Genomic DNA, 21,156 nt, shown 5'->3' with positions numbered 1-21,156 from the left:
AGGAGGAACTATATGAGCGAAATGTTGGAAAAGGCAAGAAAATATGAATTTATACAGGGACAGCAGATCAAAGAGGAAGAAAGACCAGCCTTTCATATAACTCCTTATGTTGGCTGGATGAATGATCCAAATGGATTTTCCTATTATAAAGGAGAGTATCATTTGTTCTACCAGTATAATCCGTATAGCACACATTGGGACAGTATGCACTGGGGACATGTAGTGAGTAAGGATTTATTGCATTGGAACTATGTTCCGACTGCATTGGCACCGGATGAAGATTATGATAAATTCGGCTGTTTTTCAGGAAGTGCCATAGAATTAGAGGATGGCAGACAGTTGCTTATGTATACTTCTGTAAATCAGGAGAAACTGGAAGACGGAACTGTAAGGGATATTCAGACACAGGCAGTGGCAGTTGGAGATGGTAAGGATTATGAAAAGTATGATAAGAATCCGGTTCTGACAGCCAAAGATCTTCCAAAGGGGGCTAGTAAAGTAGACTTTCGTGATCCCAAAATCTGGAAAGGGAACGATGGAAACTTTTATTGTGTTATAGGAAGTCGTCCGGCTGATGGAAGCGGACAGATCCTTCTTTACAGAAGTAAAAATGGCTTTGAATGGGAATTTGTAAGCATTCTGGCAAAGAATCAAAATCGTTATGGAAAAATGTGGGAATGCCCGGATTTCTTTGAATTGGACGGCAAATATGTGCTTCTGACAAGTCCACAGGATATGCTTCCGGAAGGATTAGAATTTCATAATGGAAATGGAACGTTATGTATTATTGGGGAGTTGGATCCTGAGACACATACTTTAAAGGAACAGTTTTGTCAAGGTGTTGATTACGGAATTGACTATTACGCAATGCAGACACTGCTTGCACCGGATGGACGAAGAATTATGATCGCCTGGATGCAGAACTGGGATACGCTTGCATATCGATGCAATGACTCTGGATGGTTCGCACAAATGAGTCTTCCAAGAGAACTGTCTGTTAAAAACGGAAGATTGTATCAGGTTCCGATCAGAGAACTTAATGCCATGCGTGCAAACAAAGTCGAGTATAACAATGTTGTGATAAAAGATACCAGGCTCACACTGGATCAGATTGAAGGACGAACGGTAGATCTGGAACTTGTGATACGACCGGCAGATAAAGACAATCTTTATAAAAAATTTGAACTCTGTTTTGCAGAGAATGAGAAATATCATTCTACATTATGCTTCCGTCCGGATGAATCTGTTTTAAAAATCGATAGAAAATTCTCAGGAAGCGAACGGGCGCTGGTTCATCAGAGCAGTTGTCTGGTAAACGGTGACAGCAATGAACTAAAACTGCGTGTGATTTTGGATAAGTTTAGTGTGGAAGTATTTATTAATGACGGCGAGCAGGTTATGTCTGCGGTTATTCTTACAAAGCAGGAAGCAAAGGGGATTTCTTTCTTTGCTGATGGTGCAGCTAAGCTTGATATAGTGAAATATGATTTATTATAATAAAGCGTTATAAATTGGGACATAATGCAGCATTTATTGGTAAGGTTGGTAATGATTTTTTTGGAGATCAGTTGAGAGCAGCCATAAAAGAAGCAGGAATTGATGACATTGGATTATGTACAGATGAAAAAATTCATACTACGCTTGCTATGGTACATACATATCCGGATGGAGATAGGGATTTTTCCTTCTATCGTAATCCGGGAGCAGACATGATGCTGAATAAAACTGAGATTTCCGAGGATATTCTCAAGGAAACAGAAATGCAAATAAGTAAAAAACTTTAAATTTGTAATTCTTGCAAAATAGCAAGGAAATCGCAAGACTTTGGTCATGTGAATTTCCTTGCTTTTTTTTCTCAAAGTGTCAGGTAAGGCCCTTGTTTATGGAAGAAATCAGCTCTGCCAGTTGTTTCCTTTTGGTGCGTGTATCGCCGTTGAGCATCAACTTGGAATAAATCTGGTTGATATATTGCTTCACAGTGCCTTCAGAGAGAAATAACCTCTCGGCAATTTCTCGGTTGCTCAGACGGTCAGTGATCAAAGCTGCGATTTCTGCTTCTCTGTTGTTCAGCACATTCAGGATCTCAGGTCTGGAATTACGGCTGGACAGACGGAGACAGTGTTGTTCATAAACAGAACCAAGGGAAAGGATCCGGTCTGTGAAAGGCTCTGGTGTTATGGAATTAATACTGCTCAGCACGTCCTTGATATAGGTATAATTTTCTACAAAAGGAATCAGAAAGCCATCCGGCATGGCGTGTCCTAAGGCTTTCTGCAGAAGCTGTCGTGCATCATGATGTTTGCCCAGCATTGCGTAAGCAGCAGCGGTCTGGATCTGAACGTGGAGAGACACAAGTTCATAGTGCATTTTCTCACAGACAGGCAGAAGCGTTTCGCTTCTGCCTATAACTTTTGCGTACATTTTCTGTGAAAGAAAGACCTGATTCTCGATCATTTCCATCATAGGTCTGCAGGGAGAAAGAAAGCTGACAGTGGATAACATATGGTCTTTAAATAATGCAGGAATCTTTTCCGGCATTCTAATCAATGCATAGTAGTAAGCATAAGTACTGTCAAAAATATTCATCCACATCATATTGTGGAGAGACAGAAGCTCCTTACGCTTTACTTCAGGGTTCTTCACAAAGGTGACACTCTCCTGAAAAAAGGAAAGCCTTGCAGCAAGGAAATCACAGCAGAGCGAAATATTGTGCTGTCCGTTTGATGCAATGGTGGAATAAGTCTGCTCTAGCAGGATCTGGGCATCTGAAAAATTTCCCTGCATAAATGCTGCCTCTGCATTCATAAGCAATTCCGCACCCTGTCCATGCCCCTGGGTGATCCTGTAATAATGGGGCATACACTCATTCATAGCTGCCAGTTCTGCGTCCAGAGTTCCGGATCTGCGGTGAAACATCATCAGAACAGAAGGAGAACCGAAGGTCCAGCTTCCTGTATTGCGGATACTGATGGCAGGTCTGGTCATTTTGGAACTGGCCTGACGGTGCAGAACGCTCATACCGGTGATATCGTTATACATCAGAAAACTCATAATGAGATCACATTCTCCGGAGAGATTCTTTCGTTCATCTTCGGACAAAGTGTTATCTTCAGCTATGGTATCTGTCAGAAGCTGCTTCAGTTCCAGCATTTTGGGAATCTGATGCCAGGTAAACATACGGCGCATTAATACGAGAAGGGCCAGAGGCCTGTTCTTCAGGATTTCTGTTGGACAGGCATCAAGAAATGCGAGAACCTTTTCCGGCGAAAGAGAAGCCAGAAGGATTCCTGCATCCTTTTGGATAACAGCAAGTGCAGCATCATAGTTAAGAGCCTTGTTATAGGCAGAAAGTGCCTGCAGAAACTGTCCCTGGGATTCATACCATTGTCCGTAACGATTCCGAAAATCTGCCTGTTTTTCGTGGGAAAGCATGGCAAAGGCGCGTTGTGTACATTCCTTCATCATATGGTGAAAACGGAAGCTGATTCCATCGGGCAAAGGAGTGATAAAAGCATTCTGTCTGGTCATAAGGGAAAGAATCTGTCCGGCTTCTTGATTCCCTGTAATAAAAAGAGCCATCTCAACGGTAAATTCATCTGCAAGTCCCATAACAGTGAGAAATTCCTGCTGCGCATCAGAAAGAGGTGCGATCATGGCAGAGGAAAACATATCATAGATATTAGAAGTATGGTCAGGAAAATGTCCGCTCTCAAAAAAGGTACAGAGATTCAGATAGACTGCAGAGAACCATCCTTCACTGGAATAGAGAAGCGTATTCAGCTGATCTTCGTTCAGGCTGGCACCGCAGCGATGGGTATAGACAGAAAGCTCCCGCCGGTTCAGACACAGATCCCTGGTATGGATCTGATATAACTTTTTGCCAAGACGGAGAATTTCTTTTCCGGACAGAAAAGCATTTCTGCCGGATACGATCAGGTGGATATTTTCAGGCAGTCTGTTGGCAAGCATACAAAAAAAATCTGCAACATGAGGTTCACCCAGCAGATGAAAATCATCAATAAAAATGTAGTAAGAGGTCTGCCCGCTCAGGGCATAACAAAGCTCATCAGCAAGCATCCCGGCACTGGCAACATCTGAGGGGCAAACATAATTATCCAGAAAATCAAGCCCTGCAAAGGCAAATGCCTTCTGAACGCTCTGCCAGAAAACAGACAGATTATCAGAATAAATACTGATCCGGATCACACAGGAATTTCCGTTTTTGCTCTGTTTGTCCAGATACCAGTTGATAGCAGTTGTTTTTCCATATCCCATGGGAGCGGTCACAGCAGTGAATGCAGATTGTGAAATCGGCTTCAGATTCTCCTGCAGACGCTCAGAGATGTAAATTGTATTCAGATTATATTTCTTTTTAGACATCTGTAAAACCTCTCACTTGATACGATATGTTTCATTTTAACATACAAAGTATCAAAATGAAACTTTTTCCCAGGCGGTTTTTCAGGCAATATCTGCCACTGCTTTTGCTATACGGGGACACTTTTTGGTTCCAGGTTCCTTCTGAAACGCTTCTCTATCAGATAATTCGTATGGAACCTTCAAAAGTCTATGATTATGTAATTACATTTTACTTGAAAAATTAAACAACATATGATAAATTATAAATGCGACGTAAAAAAAGTCACATTTATAAAAAGGCGATTAGTATGAGAGAATTTTTGGAAAAAACATTACGGCAAAATGTAATAATGACAGAGAATAAAGAGGTATATAAAAAACTTCCATTAGCATATCGTGGAAGATATGACATTTTTACAGTAGAGACTAATGGTGTATTATGGATGGCTATTCATCCCAAAGATGATATCGGACTTGTTGTTTTGCGTAGAGACAGAGCTGGCGTGGAAAAAATAACAGGATTAAACTGTGCAGTTTTTCTTGATCGAACAACATTTTATATAAAAGAAAAGATGATAGAAGAAGGAATTCCTTTTGTAATAGATAGGAAGCAGGTATTTCTCCCGTTTATTGGATATTTGCTGAGTAAAGAAAATGAAAGAGAGTTGGCACCAGTTCATTTGATTTCATTTTTGACGCAAAAAATGCTTCTAATGGCCATTTATGAACGATGGAATGAAGTAAAAGTATCTGATGCGGCGAAACGATTGGAAGTGTCAACAAAATCTGCAAGCCGGTGTTTTGATGAACTGGAATATTTAAATATTGATGTGTTGGGTATGAAAGGTAAATCAAGAGTCATCGATATTCCGGATGAACGAGAACAATTATGGCAGCAGATTAAGATGGTATTAAGAAATCCAGTAATTCGAAGATTTATTTTGAGAGAAGATATAAAATTTGAAAAGAAAGCAGGTATTTCTGCTTTATGTGAGTATTCTCTTTTGTCCGATAATGTTTATCCTACTTATGCCGTGACGAAGAAAGAACTAAAAGATAGTGGAGTGAAAGCGGAAAAACAAGTGAGTGAATTGGAAGAAATTGGCTGTGTTGTCTTGGAACTGGGATATTTTATTGATTTTCTGGGAAAAGGATTTCAAGATCCTTTAAGCGTAGTACTGTCACTGACAGGAGATGAACAAGAAGAGGAACGAGTTGATATTTCTATTAATGAGATGTTGGAGGAATATGTATGGTCAAAGGATTAGATACATTTTGGAAGTACTTTGCAGATTATGAAGAACAGTATGTTTTAATAGGTGGCGCAGCCTGCGATATTCTTTTTGAGAGCAATGAAGTGAATTTCAGGGCTACAAGAGATCTGGATATGGTTTTGATTGTTGAAGCATTAACTCCGGAGTTTGGAGAGAAATTTTGGAAGTTTATCGTTGATGGGAAATATAGAAATAAAGCAACAAATGGTAGTAACCCTCAATTCTATAGGTTTGATAAACCAGAAGAAGATAAATTTCCGAAAATGATCGAATTGTTTTGCAGAAGCGATTTTGAACTTAAAAGCGCGGAAGGAATTACACCGATACATATTGATGATGAAGTATCCAGTTTATCAGCAATTCTTTTGAATGATGATTACTATAAGGCACTTCTTAATGGAAAAGTTATAAGAAATGGACTTTCTGTTCTAAGACCAGAATATATAATACTTTTCAAGGCAAAAGCGTATCTTGATTTGAAAAGTCGAAAAGATTTAGGTGAAAAAGTGGATTCCAGTGACATAAAGAAGCATAAAAAAGATATTTTGCGTATTGCATCGGAACTTATGCTTGAAAAAGTAGAAGGATTGCCGATTGCAGTAGGTAATGATATACATAGTTTTATTGACTTGCTGGAGCAGGAACCATTTGATCAAAATTCATTGAAAAGATATGGACTGAAAAATGAGGATATTATGGAATTGTTAAAGAAAGTATTCGGATAAAAGTGCTCTTTATCTGTCACGGCAGGACTATGGAATATCAGACAGAATGAACTGGAATGGGGATAATCGTTAAAAGGTATTAAAGGAAGAATAGAGATATTATTATGGCGTGTGAGGAGCGAGACTTGCACGCCTTTTTGGTATAAAAGTACGTGCTTTTTTACGCCAAAGAGTGATATACAGGATCAACTTAGATAATCAATATGAATATCAGGATTAAAATCCCGGATAAAATGATTAATAATCAGCCTTATACCATCCGGGAGTACAAGATTTTCAGACTGCATAAGGACAGTGCAACGAATCAGGCAACTGTTGATATATTAGATCCTGTCTTTAACAGCAGTACTAACGAGATTACCTTTAAGTCAGATAAATTCTCCATTTATGTACTGACTTACAAAGACACCTACTATTCCCCAAGCTACCCGGTAACAGGCATTAAGGTATCTCCGGATACTCTTACCTTAACAAAGAAAGGTGAAACTGCCCAGCTTACCGCAGAAGTGACACCGTCCTATGCAGACAATAAGCGTGTAATCTGGCAATCCAGTGATGAGAAAGTAGCAACTGTAGATGAAAACGGCAAGGTAACAGCAGTGGAAAACGGAACTGCCACCATCACCGCAACATCTGTAAGCGGCAGTTACACAGCGACAGTTTCCGTAACAGTGAAAATCCCTGTGGAAATCCAGAAGCTCACCATAGAAGCAGAGAAAGAAACCCTGACAAAGATTGGTGAATCCACAGAGTTGAAAGTAAAGATCGAGCCTGAAAATGCAGATTTACAGAAACTGATCTGGAAATCCGATAACGAAAAAGTTGCCACTACAGATGAAAACGGCAAGGTAACAGCAGTGGGAAATGGAACTGCAGAGATCACAGTTACAACAGAGGATGGAAAAATTACAGCTTCCATTATGATCACAGTGAAAGTCCCGGATGAACCCACGATCAATAAGACCACAAGCTTCAGAAGGTTAAGAGCCCGTTCTGTAAAACAGACAAAAACTTCTGTGACATTGCAGTGGAACATCATTAAGGATGCAGATGGATATTTCATATACGGCAACCGCTGTAATACAGGTACAAAGTCTTACAAGTACAGGAAGCTTGCCACTATCACCGGTGGAGATATCAGCACATGGACCCAGAAGGATCTGAAAAAAGGTACTTACTACAAATATGTGGTAAAAGCCTACAGACTGGTAAATGGCAAAAAGGTAGTGACAGACACATCCATATCTGTACATGCAGTCACCGGAGGCGGTAAATACGGAAATGCAAAAGCTGTTTCCGTAACCCAGATTGGAAACAAAAAGAATGTTTCAAAGATCACCCTGAAAATGGGAAAAACTGCACAGATACAAGCAAAAGAAGTAAAGAAAGATAAGAAGATTGCACGCCACAGAAAACTCTGTTATGAAAGCAGCAATACAAAAGTAGCCACCGTTACCCCGGATGGTCTTATCAGGGCAACAGGCAAAGGAACCTGCACAATATGGGTATATGCACAGAATGGCGTATACAAAGCTCTGAAAATCACTGTAAAATAATCCTGATGGAGTTTTAACTGTAAAATGAAAAAATACCGGATTGAGCCAAACAGGCCTGATCCGGTATTTTTTTCGTTCCGGGAATTTATAAGTGTTATAGAAAAAACAGGAAAAAGGTGGTAATATAAAAAAATACAGAGAGAAAGGACATGGCAGAGTGGATATATGACGGAAAATACAGTATTACCACTGATAAATACAGCATTTGAGCCAGGAAATGCAAGAAAAGCAGCAGAGAGTTTTGCAGACAGGGATTTCCGGGAGATCGCTATTGCAGAATTTTATTATTTCACAGGGCAGGCGCAGAAATGCAGTGATCTGGTGGAGATTTATATTATGAGTTCCCGGCTGGAACTGAAGCTGTCTGCATGTATGCTCTATGTGTACTCTAATCTTACACTGGGAAATGCGAAGGCATCTGAACGTGGCCTTGAGATTATCCGGGAATGTCTGAGAAAAGAGATGGAAGCTCCCACTTCTGAGAGAAATACAGCATACTGTGTATTTGCAGGATATATGGGAACAGTTCTTTTACATCTCTCTACAGAGGAACTGCCGGATATGAAGAAATATATGAGCAGTCTGCCTCAGGGACTGAGAATTTTTGCTGCCAATGTAATTTCCCATGACCTTTATCTGAAAGGTGAATACAGCAGAGCGCTGGGAATCTGTGATGCGGCACTGTTTTCCTGTAAAGAAATTTATCCTGTTGGGATGATATATCTTTACTGTGTGACTGCTATGTGTGAAATCAGTCTGAAGCATCAGGCAGAAGCAGAAAAAGCCATACTCACTGCATGGAAACTGGCAGTGAAGGATGAGCTTATCGAGCCGTTTATCGAACTCCACGGACTTCTCCAGGGACTTCTGGAGTCCTGCATCCGCAAAGAAAATCCGGAGATGTACAGAAAAATATCGGATGCAGTTATTACCTTCAGCCGTGGATGGATGGCGGTTCACAATCCTGCATCAGACAGACCGGTGACAGACGCTCTGACTACCATGGAATTTTCCATTGCCATGCTGGCCTGCCGGGACTGGAGCAACCGGGAGATCGCAGAACACATGGGGGTATCCCTAAACACCGTGAAGCATTATCTTACAGATATCTTTAACAAGCTTCATGTAAAAAAGAGAGATGAATTAAAAAATTTCGTATTAAAATGATCAGGAAATCCACGAAGATACGATATTTGCCCTGCGTAACCATCCTCTGATGCCGCAGGATATGAAAATACATAGTAATAATGCCCAAAAACAGAAGATACATTTTTAGTAAAAAACGCTTTTGAAATCAAAGTAAAATGGCTTTATAATAAAAATAAGGGCGAGTAGCATAATGAGTCGGAAAACAACAGTTATGCTACTTGTTTTTATAAAATGAATTTCAGGAGGAACTGCATATGCATATGCATGAGTATGAAATTTTTATTGAGGATATAAATCCGTGTGGAGGAGAACAATACAGTAAAAAAACTTTGATCGAGGCAGAAGCATCTAGCCCGGAAGCCTATGTAAAAGAAAATGGAAGATTTCCGATTCTGGAATCCACACGCAATGAGAGTGGAGATGTTGTAATAGTAACAGGAGACAATCAGGGTTCTTTTGTACGTTATACTTTTACGGAATAAGAATGCCAGTCAGCAAGGAGTGGATTTTGTGAAATATGAAATTGGAGACTTTGTCAGCAAATCAGTTACAGGTATCTGTAAAATAGAAAATATTTTATATTTGAATCCGCAGGATGAAAAAAACGATAAATTATATTATCTGATGAAACCAGTAGAAGATGAAAAGGAAAAAATATATGTTCCTGTTTCAAGCTCAGATTCAAGACTGAGATTATGTCTGACAAAAGAAGAAGCCTGGAATCTGATTAAACGAATTCCGGATATCCCGACAGCATGGACAAACAATGAAAAAATGAGGGAACAAAATTATAAAGAAGCAGTAAGAGCAAATAACCCTGAGGCATTAGTTGCTATTATAAAAATGATTTATCAGCGGAAGCAGAAAAGACTTGCACAAGGGAAAAAATGTACTGCTACAGATGCAAGGTATTTCCAGATAGCAGAAAATCTGTTATATATGGAACTGGGAGTTGCACTTGAAAAGCCAAAACAGGAAATCTGTAAAACGATTATTGATTACATCGATCAAAATAAAATAGATTGATATGCATTGTAAAAATATTTCGTTTGACTTTTTAGAAAACAGGAAATATAATGATAACGAACGAGTAGCAGATGAGCGTAAATCCAGTTTCATGCTACTCGTTTTTCTTTTGTTAAATAGAATATTTGCTATGAAAAAAGTGTGTAGCCTGTCAGCGTAAGTCCAGCTTATGTGACAGGGTGCGCACTTTTTTTGTGCAGAAAAGAGAGGAGTTAAAGTAAAATGGCAGAAAGCAACAAAATGAAGGATATGCCGGTGAATAAGCTGATGATCCAGATGGGAATCCCTATGATCTTATCCATGGCATTGCAGGCGGTCTATAACATTGTAGACAGTGCGTTTGTAGGAAATATGAGAGTGGGCAGTGAAGCTGCATTAAATGCCCTCACTCTGGTATTTCCGGTTCAGATGCTTATGGTAGCGGCAGGAATCGGAACAGGTGTAGGAACCAATGCACTTCTTGCAAGGACACTTGGACAGGGAAACAGGGAAAAGGCTGCAAAGGTAGCAGGAAACAGTCTGTTCCTGGGTGTGATCATTTATGTGGTCTGCTTACTGTTTGGTATTTTTGGAGTGAAAGTATATATTTCATCACAGACAGTTGATGCAGAAGTACTTGAAATGGGAGTCAGCTATCTGCGGATATGCTGTGTGATTTCTTTTGGTATTATTTTCTTTTCTTTATTTGAAAAGCTATTACAGGCAACAGGTCGTTCTCTTTATTCTACAATCGGACAGGTGGTTGGTGCTGTTGTAAATATTATTCTCGATCCGATCATGATCTATGGTATTGGACCTTGTCCTGAAATGGGAGTGAAAGGTGCAGCTTACGCAACTGTAATTGGTCAGGTTGCTTCTGCTGTATTACTGCTTATTTTTCATATGAAACTGAACAGGGAATTCGGGCATGGACCGAAATACATGAAACCGAATGCTGGTGTTATAAAAGAAATCTATGCAATCGGACTTCCGGCAATTATTGCGCAGGCTCTGATGTCTATTATGGTTTATGTGATGAATCTGATCCTGAAGTTCAATCCATCAGCACAGACAGCCTATGGATTGTTCTATAAAGTCCAGCAGTTTGTTCTCTTCCTTGCTTTTGGTCTGCGAGATGCGATCACTCCGATCATTGCATTTGCTTATGGAATGAGAAGTAAAAAGAGAATTCAGGATGGTATCAAATATGGACTTATTTATACCATTGCATTAATGATTCTGGGAATTGCAATTACGGAGATTTTCCCCGGAGCGTTTGCAATGCTGTTTAATGCAGGACAGTCAAGAGAATATTTTATTGCCGCGATGAGAGTGATTTCAGTGAGTTTCTTGTTTGCCGGAATTAATGTTGCTTATCAGGGAATTTACCAGGCATTGGATGGTGGCCTGGAATCACTGGTGATTTCACTTTTGAGACAGCTGATTATTATCCTGCCATTGGCGGGAATCTTTTCTCTGTTTGTCAGAAATGGTCAGATGGGAGTTTCGTTGATCTGGTGGGCATTTCCAATTACTGAAATAATTTCATGTTTTGTGGGATATGTATTTTTAAAGAAAATCAGAAAAAATAGGGTTGATGTTTTAAACTAGGAGGAATCAGAGATGGCAAAAAGAATTATTACGATCAGCAGGGAATTTGGAAGCGGTGGACGTTTTATCGGAGAAGAAGTGGCAAAGAAACTCGGAATTGCCTATTATGATAAAAATATCATTGGTCAGATTGCAGAAAAGTCCGGCTTATCACCGGAATATATTCAGGAAAATGCGGAATTATCTCCGAAAAAAGGTTTGTTCGCATATGCATTTTCCGGTCGTGATATCACAGGAAAATCTGTGGAGGACATGGTGTATGAGGCACAGAGAAATATTATTTTAGGATTGGCTGAGAAGGAGCCTTGTGTGATCATTGGAAGAAATGCAGACTATATACTGAAAGACCGGGATGATGTGCTGAATGTATTTATTCATGGGGACATGCCGGAAAAAATAAAGCGTATCACTGGTTTATACAATGTAAAAGAGAAGGAAGCTGTGAAAATGATGGCAGACACAGATAAAAGGCGAAGAACAAATTATAACTTTTACACAGATCAGAACTGGGGAAAAGCCAGCAATTACACACTGTGCCTGAACAGCTCACAGCTTGGATATGACAGATGTGAGATGATAATTATGGAATGCGTGAAATAAAAACAGATTATGTTTTTTATTCAAATTGACTGAGTGGAAGATCCCTTTTTCTATGTAGTGTATCTGTAAAATAAAAGAGGCAGATATAATGAAAAGGAATAAACCAGCTTGTATCATTCAGGTAAGAGTTAAGTGATGGAAGCATTTCAGATAATAATAGTTACTTTGCGCATTTTGTGTTATAATTGAGATTAACAGGAAATGATAAATATCTGCAAAATGAATGTTTATCAGGAACTTACCGGAGGACATTTTAGTTAAGACGTAATAGATTTCGGACTTTGTAAAATGCAAAAGGGAGATCAATGATATGAGAAAAAAAACAGTTCAAACAAGCAGTACCAAAAGCAGTACCAAAGGCAATGCAAAGAGTAATACAAAGAGCAATGCAAGAAACAGCGTAAAAAGCAGTGTAAAAAGCAGTGTAAAAAGCAGTGCAAAAAACAGTCCTCAAAAAGCTGTTAAGAATGTTGCTCCAACAGTAGAGAATGTTTCTGTTAAGCAAGCCGTAATTATTCAGGAGCCATCTGTTGAACAGAATGAACAGAACATTCCAACGAGACAGCCTGATCTGGGACCGCGAAGAAGTGTAGCCTTCATTGGATCAGAATGTTATCCATTTGTTAAGACCGGCGGATTGGGAGATGTAATGTCTGCCCTGCCAAAGAGTCTGGCAAAATTAAACATTGATGTTAAGGTCATTATTCCAAGATACAAATGTATTCCTCAGAAATTTCAGGAAAAGATGGAATACAGGGGTTCCTTTGATATGAATCTCTGCTCTGATGGAAAGCAGTATTATGTGGGAATTATGGAATATCAGGAGGATGGGGTTGTCTATGATTTTATAGATAATGATGAGTTCTTCTCCTGGGGAAATCCATATACGAATCTCATAGATGACATTCCGAAATTCTGTTATTTTGCAAAAGCTGCCCTTGCTGCCCTTAATTATCTGAACTGGACTCCTGATGTAGTACATTGTCATGACTGGCAGGCAGCTTTAGTACCACTTTATCTGAGAACCTGTTTTCAGGATACAGATGTAGGACGTGCAATTTCAGTACTCACAATACATAATCTGAAGTTCCAGGGTATTTATGACAGAAAAATGATTCAATACTGGTCAGGACTTCCGGACTATGTATTTAATAAGGACTGCATGATCCAGAACTGGCTGGATGCCAATATGTTAAAGGGTGGCATCGCTTACAGCAATAAAGTTACAACTGTAAGTAATACTTATGCATGGGAAATTCAGACAGAGGAATATGGAGAGGGACTTGCAGAGCATTTAAGATATCACAACAATAAGATTCTGGGAATTGTGAATGGTATTGATACGGATATCTGGAATCCTGCAACTGATAAGCTGTTAGCTGCTGATTATGATGAGAAGTCAGCGATAAAGAATAAAAAGATTAATAAAAAAGCTCTCCAGGAATCTCTGGGGCTGGATGTAGATGAGCATAAGATGGTAATCGGACTTATTTCACGTCTCACCAACCAGAAAGGTCTTGATCTTGTAAATGACGTAATCCCGGGAATTATGGATGAACATACGCAGGTGGTTGTTCTTGGTACTGGTGATTCTCAGTATGAAAATACATTCCGCTATTATGAAAACAAATATAAAGGCAATTTCTGTGCATATATTGCTTACAATGAAAATGTGGCTCACAATATTTATGCAGGATGTGATGCACTTCTGGTTCCATCAAGATTTGAACCATGTGGACTTACACAGCTTATAGCCATGAGATATGGTGCAGTTCCGATTGTAAGAGAGACCGGAGGACTCAAAGATACGGTTCAGCCTTATAATATGTTTGAGAATACAGGAAACGGTTTTACATTTGACAGATATGAAAGCGGGCTGCTTTACGACGCGGTCAACAGAGCAAAGACGCTCTATTTCGAGAACAGAAAATCCTGGGATGATATGGTGATCCGCGATATGAATAAAGATGTTTCCTGGGAAAAGAGTGCAAAACAGTACAAAGATATGTATGTAGGATTAACACCAAGAGATTAGAGCAGAGAATGTGCTCTGGTGTATATTTCGAAAACGATGTACTGGTCTTTCCAAATGGCTACGCAATGCGTAACAAATTGAGACAAAATCTGGTTGATAAACCAGATAAAAGTGATATACTGAATACATAAGAAAAGAAACCGTGTGGAATTACAGTTTTGTTTTCACACGGTTTTTTAGAAAATCAAGGTTAGATAAAACTAACATATATGATAGCGATTTACTGGACAATGTAAAGAGGACGGATTTCTATGAAAATATTGGTTTATGGTGCAGGTGTGATTTGAGGAAAACAACATGAAAAACGAAGAATACAAAAAACTGTCAATTGCTGAATTTACAAAAGCAGCAGGAAGATATGAAAGTAACCATGCGGGTATTTACGAAATGTGTAAGAAGGACTATCCGGATATTTTGGAAGAATTAGAGAAAGAGCCATTTAGAGATTTATTGGACGCTGGATGTGGACCGGCTCCGATGATTTCTTTATTAGCAGAAAAATATCCAGACCGACATTATACAGGTCTGGATTTGACTCCGGCCATGATTGAACAGGCAAAAAAGAAAAACATTTCAAATGCAACGTTTGTTGTAGGAGACTGTGAGAACTTTCCTTTTGAAAATGATTCATTTGATGCAATTATTTGTTCTATGAGTTTTCATCATTATCCGGATCCACAGGCATTTTTTGACAGTGTAAAAAGATGTCTTCGCCCAAATGGAAGATTGATCCTGCGGGATGTGACCAGTGACAATAAAGTATTGGTATGGCTGATGAATACATTGGAAATGCCTCTGGCAAATATATGCGGACATGGAGATGTTCGGGTTCCAACAAGAGATGTGGTCATGAAATGCTGCAGAAAAGTAGGATTAAAAGTAGAAAAATTTGAAATCCGCAAAGGTATGAGGATGCATTGTGTTGTCAGAAAAGCCTGAAGGAGACTAGCTATGAAATTTTATGAAAGTGGAGACAATCGTAAACCTGTGATATTTTTATTTCCCGGTACCTGTTGCCTGTATAGTAGCTTTGATCATGTACTGGATGGGTTACATTCTTATTTTTATACGGTAGCAGTTTCTTATGATGGATTTGATCCAAACGAGAAAACAGAATTTTATTCGATGGAAGATGAATGTGAAAAAATTGAGCAGGAAATCAGAACAAAGTATGGTGGGAGAATTAAAGCAGCGTATGGATGTTCCCTTGGAGGAAGTTTTGTATCCCTTCTGATTCAGCGGAAAAGAATCCATATAAATCATGGCATCATTGGGAGCAGTGATATGGACGAAGCAGGTTCGTTTATGGCAAAGCTCCAGTCATCTATCATTGTGCCAATTATGTATAAAATGGTACACACGGGTAAATTACCTAAGTTTATGCAAAAGAAAATAAATGAAGCAGATGAATCAAGAAAGAAACTGATTGATGGATTTGTAAATATGTTTGGTATTGACAAGGGAGGAAGTCCATGGATTACGAAACAGAGTGTTTATAATCAGTTCTATTCTGATCTGGTTACGAAAGTCCAGCATGGAATTGATGTACCGGGAACAACAATTCACGTGTTTTATGCAACAAAGATGGGTGAAAAATACGAAAAGAGATATTGTACTTATTTCAAAAATCCGGATATCCGAAGACATAACATGCAGCATGAAGAACTGTTTTGCTGCCATAGTGCAGAATGGGTGAAAGAAGTAAAAAAAGCAGTGGAAGGCGACAGACAATGAAAGAAAAAGTGAATGTGACAGGTGTGCCGGAAACGATGGTACAGACCTTGTATGCAAGAGCAAAAGAAACAAGAAAGAAAAATGCTAAAATAAATGACGAAATTGCAGTAGAACTTGTGAAAAAGCTTGATTATGACTTTTCCAAAGCAGATAAAGATAACGCCATGACTTATGGTGTGATTGCGAGAACAATTGTATTAGACCGGATGGTTGAACAATATCTGAAGAAGCATGCAAATACTGGCTTGGCTCAGGTATTTCAACAGACTATGATTAGACAATGGTTGAGAACTGTATAGAACTTTTCTGCAAAGAAAATCTGTCTGAATAGAACAGACCTGTAAAACTGCAGAAAGCATCTGCGGAGTGGAAACTGAATACACGAGGAAAATAAAAAATTGAAACACCAAGACTTGACAAATTTCTGTAATGAGTTAAAATATAACAGTGCTATATAGCACTGTTATATTTTTGAAAAGAAGTTTAGAGGATACGAAAAGAATGTCGACGAAAGCAGAAGATACACAGAAAAACATATTAGATACAGCCAGAAAACATTTTCTGGAAGATGGTTTGACAGGAGCATCTTTAAGAAATATTGTAAAAGATGCAGGGCTTACTACTGGAGCATTTTACAAATATTATCCGACGAAAGAGGCACTTTTTGATGCACTGACGGATCCTTATATGGAACATATTTATCAGATTTATGACCAGATCGTTGAGGAGTTTGAAAAGCTTTCTGCCAGTGATCAGACAAGGAATATGTCGGATACATCCAGTGATGGGATGGAGCAGATGGTTGATTATATCTATGATCATTATGATAATTTCAGATTATTGTTGAAATGCGGAGACAGTGGAAAATTTGAATTATTCATACACAATATGGTGGAGCGGGAAATGAAGTCCAGCCTGAAATATATGGAAAAAATGAAGGAAGCCGGTGTAAAAATACCGGTTGTAGAGGAAAGCCTTATGCATATGATCTATACGGGATTTTTTTCATCAGTATTTCAGATTATTGAGCATGATATAGACAGGGAGACTGCAAAGAAAAATGTACATCAACTGAAAGAATTTAATACAGGTGGCTGGGAACGATTGTGGAATATTGAATTTCCAGTATAACTGATGCAGGAATTCTGAATAGGTTATGTGTGTTGCAGGTTCTGGATTTCTGAATAAAGTTCAGACTGGATAATAATATCAGGTGGTTAATGCCAGTAAACCACCTATTTTATTATATGTTGGTTAGTACGAACTAACAGAAGGTAAAACAATAAAACGAAACAATAAAACGAACGTAAGGAGTGAACAGATGTGAAAGAAAAAAAGAAGTCGGCAGTCAGCTGGATCCTGACGTGGGCCGGACAAAAAAGAATTGCCTATGTGTGGAGTGTGTTACTTGCAATAGGAAATGTGATTTTTAAGATTTTGCCGTATTTTATTATTGCAGATGTAGTAAAGCTGTTTTTAAATGGTGAAAAGGAGTTTGAAATATATCTTGCAAAAGCGGTTCTGATTGCATTATCGTTTATCATTGCAGAACTGCTTCATTCACTTTCGACAGCATTGTCACATAAAGCAACGTTTGCAGTACTTGCAAATATAAGAAAATCCTGCTGTGACAAGCTGGCGCGGGTACCTCTTGGCTATGTGAAAGACACACCTTCCGGTACATTTAAAAATATTATGGTGGAAAGAATCGACAGTATCGAGACAACACTGGCGCATATTGTCCCGGAATTCACGTCCAATCTGCTGGCACCGATTGTGATTTTGATTTATTTCTTCCTGACAGACTGGAGACTGGCACTCTGGTCATTGGTGCCGGTTATAGTGGGATTTCTTTCCTATTTTGGAATGATGCTGGATTATAAACCAAGCTTCGAGAGAACGGTTCAGACAACAAAAGATCTGAATGATGCGGCAGTGGAATATATTGACGGAATCGAAGTGATCAAGGCATTTGGAAAGACAGAAAGTTCTTATGCAAAATTTACAAAGGCGGCTATGGCTTATGCAGATTCCTTTATTTCCTGGATGAAACGGTGCTCGATCTTTCATGGACTGATGATGGTGGTCACACCTTATACGCTTCTTACGGTATTGCCGTTTGGGGCACATTATGTAGCCAATGGAACACTTGCGATTTCAGATTTTGTCATCTGCATTATTTTATCACTTGGAATCGTTGGACCGTTGATCACAGTGGGTTCCTATACAGATGATCTTGGCAAGATCGGAGTGATTGTTGGTGAAGTGGCAGGAATTCTGGAACAGCCGGAGCTTGAACGTCCAGAGAAAAGTAAAAGTGTTCCAAAAGATAACTCCGTTACTCTTGAAGATGTCAGATTTGGTTATCACGACAAAGAGATTCTGCATGGAGTAACTATGGAGCTGAAAGCAGGAACGGTAAATGCAATCGTAGGACCTTCCGGAAGCGGCAAGTCGACCATCGCAAAGCTGATTGCGTCCTTGTGGGATGTGGATTCCGGAAGCATTAAAATCGGTGGAGTTGATGTCAAAGAAATGTCGCTTGCAGATTTTAATCGGAAAATTGCATATGTTGCACAGGATAATTATCTGTTCAATGAAACGGTACGTGAAAATATCAGACAGGGAAATCCAGAGGCTACAGATGAACAGGTCATCGAGGTGACAAAGAAAAGCGGATGCTATGAATTTATCATGCAGTTGGAGAATGGATTTGATACGGTTGTAGGAGGTGCAGGAGGACATCTGTCAGGAGGCGAGAGACAGCGTATCTCCATTGCAAGAGCAATGCTAAAGGATGCTCCGATCGTGATTCTTGATGAGGCAACTGCCTACACAGATCCGGAAAATGAGGCAATTCTGCAGAATTCTATCGCAAAACTGGTAGCAGGGAAGACCCTGATCGTAATAGCACACAGACTTTCTACTGTTAAGGACAGTGACCAGATCTTTGTTGTAAATGATGGAAATGTAACAGCACATGGCACACATGAGGAACTTCTGGTGTCATGCCCGCTTTATAAGGAAATGTGGAATGCCCATATTTCTGTAAAAGATACAGTGAAGGAGGGAGAATGATATGTTTGGGATTCTGGCAAAATTCTTTCGTTTTTCAGGCAGGGAAAATGGCAATAAATTTAAACTGTCGATAGTGATCGGACTCATAGAGGCTCTTGCCTCAGCAATGAAGATTCCGGCTATTATGTACATACTGATTGGTCTGCTGAGTGGGAAACCGACAGGAAAATATATTGGAGGCTCCGTTGCGATTATGGTTCTTGCAATTGTAGTCGACGTAATCTGCAAGAGATACTCTACAGTGCTTCAGACAGAGGGAGGATATAATGCAAGTGCTTTTATGAGAATCAAGATTGCAGAACATCTGCGATATCTGCCGATGGGGTATTTCAATTCCAATAGTATCGGGGAAATTTCTTCCATTACAACCAATACAATGGAAATACTTGGCGATGTGGCTGCGAGAGTGGTTATGCTGACAATGCAGGGAATTCTGGAAACATCAATGATCATTCTTATGCTGTTTATTTTTGACTGGAGAATCGGACTGATAGCTGCAGCAGGAGTACTTATTTTCTTTGGGGTCAATTCTGTAATGCAGAATGCAGGGAAAAAAGATTCAGAGCAAAAAGTGTTATGCGATACAGAGCTTGTAAACCAGATCATGGAGTATCTGCAGGGAATATCAGAGGTGAAATCATACAACCTGCTCGGAAAACAGGCAAAAAGATTAAACGATGCAAATGAAGCATGCGAAAAGGTCAATACAAAGATGGAGATGTTGTTTGTTCCCTATCATTTTCTGCAAAGCGTGATAACAAAAATCACAGGTGCTGTGATCGTAGCAGGCAGCGCATATTTTTATATCAATGGAACCATGAGTGCGGTCTATGCGATTGGTATGACAATCTCAGCATTTATGCTTTATTCCAGTCTGGAATGCGCAGGAAATTATTCATCCCTCTTACATGTGGTAAGTGTATGTGTAGATAAAGCAAATGCAATACTGGAGCTGGACACCATGGATATCGACGGCAAAGAGATCCATCCGGAAAATTACGATATCAGACTTTCTAACGTTTCATTTTCCTATGACAAACGGAAGATCATTGACGATATATCGCTCTCTGTCCCACAGAAAACGACGACAGCAATTGTTGGACCGTCTGGTGGAGGAAAATCAACACTTTGCAATCTGATTGCCAGGTTCTGGGATGTGGATTCCGGGGAAGTGACACTTGGAGGTGTGAATGTAAAAGACTACAGCATGAACAGTCTGATGAGTAATTTCTCATTTGTGTTTCAGTCGGTGTATTTGTTTGCAGACACCATTGAGAATAATATTAAATTCGGACGCCAGGATGCAAGTCATGAGGAAGTGGTGGAAGCGGCGAAGAAAGCATGCTGTCATGATTTCATCAGCAAACTTCCTGATGGATATGATACAGTGATTGGAGAGGGAGGAGCTACACTTTCCGGTGGTGAGAAACAGCGTATTTCCATAGCCAGGGCAATTATGAAGAATGCACCAATCGTTATATTAGATGAAGCAACGGCCAATGTTGATCCGGAGAATGAAAAGGAGCTGATGGATGCAGTAGATGCACTTACAAAGGAAAAAACGATTATTATGATTGCCCACAGACTAAAAACAGTCAGACATGCAGATCAGATTGTGGTTGTTGACAAAGGAAAAATTGTGCAACAGGGAACACATGAGCAGCTAATGAAGCAGGAAGGTATTTATAAGAGATTTGTGGATGCAAGGCAGCAGGCGGTGAGCTGGAAACTGGCGCGCTGAGAAATAATCACAAATAATCAGCACTCACCTCTTGATAATGGAAGTCGATTTTTGTCCTGTCTTGTGTATTCCGAAAGTAGCTGTTTTACAGGCTTTCCGGGACATCAGTCATTTTGTCTGGTATTGTAAAGCAGTGTCAGACTTGTCGTAAATGTCGTAAATTTGTGGTCAAAAAATGATAAGAAATGGAGAGTGCTAATAAAATGAACGCAGGCAGCGAAGTAACCGCATTCATGAGCAAGTAGTAAAAGCGGATTGCGACCGCATTATTGTATGAAAAATAGCAGTA

17 protein-coding genes and 1 pseudogene are annotated in these 21,156 nt (G+C 39.5%); 17 read left to right on the top strand and 1 reads right to left on the bottom strand.

Annotated elements, in window-relative coordinates; all coding sequences use genetic code 11:
* The first annotated feature begins 12 nt into the window (after positions 1–12).
* On the top strand, positions 13–1,497 hold the full coding sequence (locus tag LI074_RS05100; protein ID WP_008706700.1) for a glycoside hydrolase family 32 protein: 1,485 nt from the start codon (positions 13–15) through the stop codon (positions 1,495–1,497).
* 11 nt (positions 1,498–1,508) lie between these two features.
* Positions 1,509–1,763 (top strand): annotated as a pseudogene (locus LI074_RS05095) (PfkB family carbohydrate kinase); the annotation flags it as partial.
* Positions 1,764–1,863: 100 nt separating this feature from the next.
* Here the strand turns inward: LI074_RS05095 and LI074_RS05090 are convergent.
* The gene (locus LI074_RS05090) at positions 1,864–4,380 is read right to left on the bottom strand and encodes a LuxR C-terminal-related transcriptional regulator (protein WP_173697816.1); all 2,517 of its coding nucleotides are present in this window, start codon (positions 4,378–4,380) and stop codon (positions 1,864–1,866) included.
* 287 nt (positions 4,381–4,667) lie between these two features.
* On the opposite strand from LI074_RS05090, the gene LI074_RS05085 reads away from it, so the two are divergent.
* From LI074_RS05085 to LI074_RS05015, 15 genes are all read left to right on the top strand, one after another.
* Complete coding sequence (locus LI074_RS05085; protein ID WP_173697815.1) at positions 4,668–5,627, top strand: hypothetical protein; 960 nt, start codon at positions 4,668–4,670, stop codon at positions 5,625–5,627.
* Positions 5,612–6,358: a hypothetical protein gene (locus LI074_RS05080; protein WP_008706691.1), complete on the top strand. Its 747-nt coding sequence runs from the start codon at positions 5,612–5,614 to the stop codon at positions 6,356–6,358. Before LI074_RS05085 ends, LI074_RS05080 begins: the two co-directional genes overlap by 16 nt.
* 203 nt (positions 6,359–6,561) lie before the next feature.
* Positions 6,562–7,914: an Ig-like domain-containing protein gene (locus tag LI074_RS05075; RefSeq protein WP_173697814.1), complete on the top strand. Its 1,353-nt coding sequence runs from the start codon at positions 6,562–6,564 to the stop codon at positions 7,912–7,914.
* 165 nt (positions 7,915–8,079) lie between these two features.
* Positions 8,080–9,081 (top strand): helix-turn-helix transcriptional regulator, encoded by a 1,002-nt coding sequence (locus LI074_RS05070; RefSeq protein ID WP_118566025.1) that lies wholly within the window; start codon positions 8,080–8,082, stop codon positions 9,079–9,081.
* A 236-nt stretch (positions 9,082–9,317) separates the two neighbouring features.
* Entirely contained in the window at positions 9,318–9,545 is a 228-nt protein-coding gene (locus LI074_RS05065; RefSeq protein ID WP_243240839.1) for a hypothetical protein, read from the top strand.
* Positions 9,546–9,573: 28 nt separating this feature from the next.
* Positions 9,574–10,089, top strand: coding sequence for a CarD family transcriptional regulator (locus tag LI074_RS05060; protein ID WP_055054297.1), 516 nt, complete (start codon positions 9,574–9,576; stop codon positions 10,087–10,089).
* 222 nt (positions 10,090–10,311) lie between these two features.
* Positions 10,312–11,679: an MATE family efflux transporter gene (locus LI074_RS05055; protein ID WP_173697402.1), complete on the top strand. Its 1,368-nt coding sequence runs from the start codon at positions 10,312–10,314 to the stop codon at positions 11,677–11,679.
* Between the two features lie 12 nt (positions 11,680–11,691).
* Positions 11,692–12,279, top strand: a complete 588-nt coding sequence (locus LI074_RS05050) for a cytidylate kinase-like family protein (RefSeq protein WP_022380959.1) — start codon at positions 11,692–11,694, stop codon at positions 12,277–12,279.
* A 310-nt stretch (positions 12,280–12,589) separates the two neighbouring features.
* Positions 12,590–14,314 carry a glycogen synthase gene (locus tag LI074_RS05045; RefSeq protein ID WP_173697813.1) on the top strand — a complete coding sequence of 575 codons (1,725 nt, stop codon included), beginning with the start codon at positions 12,590–12,592 and terminating at the stop codon, positions 14,312–14,314.
* A gap of 297 nt (positions 14,315–14,611) precedes the next feature.
* Positions 14,612–15,253 (top strand): class I SAM-dependent methyltransferase, encoded by a 642-nt coding sequence (locus tag LI074_RS05040; RefSeq protein ID WP_055060378.1) that lies wholly within the window; start codon positions 14,612–14,614, stop codon positions 15,251–15,253.
* 12 nt (positions 15,254–15,265) lie between these two features.
* Entirely contained in the window at positions 15,266–16,048 is a 783-nt protein-coding gene (locus tag LI074_RS05035; protein ID WP_008706681.1) for a hypothetical protein, read from the top strand.
* Positions 16,045–16,347 carry a hypothetical protein gene (locus tag LI074_RS05030; RefSeq protein ID WP_227292116.1) on the top strand — a complete coding sequence of 101 codons (303 nt, stop codon included), beginning with the start codon at positions 16,045–16,047 and terminating at the stop codon, positions 16,345–16,347. Before LI074_RS05035 ends, LI074_RS05030 begins: the two co-directional genes overlap by 4 nt.
* A gap of 202 nt (positions 16,348–16,549) precedes the next feature.
* Complete coding sequence (locus tag LI074_RS05025) at positions 16,550–17,179, top strand: TetR/AcrR family transcriptional regulator (protein ID WP_118616975.1); 630 nt, start codon at positions 16,550–16,552, stop codon at positions 17,177–17,179.
* Positions 17,180–17,371: 192 nt separating this feature from the next.
* Positions 17,372–19,126 (top strand): ABC transporter ATP-binding protein, encoded by a 1,755-nt coding sequence (locus LI074_RS05020; protein ID WP_173697812.1) that lies wholly within the window; start codon positions 17,372–17,374, stop codon positions 19,124–19,126.
* A 1-nt stretch (position 19,127) separates the two neighbouring features.
* Positions 19,128–20,867, top strand: coding sequence for an ABC transporter ATP-binding protein (locus LI074_RS05015; RefSeq protein ID WP_173681503.1), 1,740 nt, complete (start codon positions 19,128–19,130; stop codon positions 20,865–20,867).
* Positions 20,868–21,156: the final 289 nt, after the last annotated feature.

The organism is Blautia sp. MSK18_10 (assembly GCF_020553185.1).
Taxonomy (GTDB): Bacteria; Bacillota; Clostridia; order Lachnospirales; family Lachnospiraceae; genus Blautia_A; species Blautia_A wexlerae.
The sequence above is the reverse complement of the archived record's forward strand: the minus strand, read 5'-3'. Positions and strand labels throughout refer to the sequence as shown.